Source organism: Klebsiella sp. D-Nf1, from assembly GCF_002810515.1.
In the GTDB taxonomy this organism is placed as follows: domain Bacteria; phylum Pseudomonadota; class Gammaproteobacteria; order Enterobacterales; family Enterobacteriaceae; genus Klebsiella; species Klebsiella variicola.
In genome coordinates this window covers 1-358 of the sequence record NZ_PIOK01000040.1, presented here as the reverse complement: position 1 = coordinate 358, position 358 = coordinate 1, and the positions used below count along the sequence as shown (strand labels likewise).

Below are 358 nucleotides of genomic sequence, written 5' to 3'. Positions count from 1 at the left end.
GAGGGCGCTTACCACTTTGTGATTCATGACTGGGGTGAAGTCGTAACAAGGTAACCGTAGGGGAACCTGCGGTTGGATCACCTCCTTACCTTAAAGAACCTGCCTTTGTAGTGTCCACACAGATTGTTTGATAAATAATAAATTTCAAAATGTACTGTTAAGTGCATTGTGAAATTTTGCTCTTTAAAAATCTGGATCAAGCTGAAAATTGAAACGACACATCTTTAATGATGTGTTCGAGTCTCTCAAATTTTCGCGACACGAAAATGTTTTACGAAACATCTTCGGGTTGTGAGGTTAAGCGACTAAGCGTACACGGTGGATGCCCTGGCAGTCAGAGGCGATGAAGGACGTGCTA

At 42.5% G+C, this 358-nt stretch carries 1 rRNA gene; it reads left to right on the top strand.

Annotated features, from left to right (window positions below):
• Positions 1-88 (top strand): 16S ribosomal RNA (locus CWM54_RS27920); the annotation flags it as partial.
• Positions 89-358 lie beyond the last annotated feature (270 nt).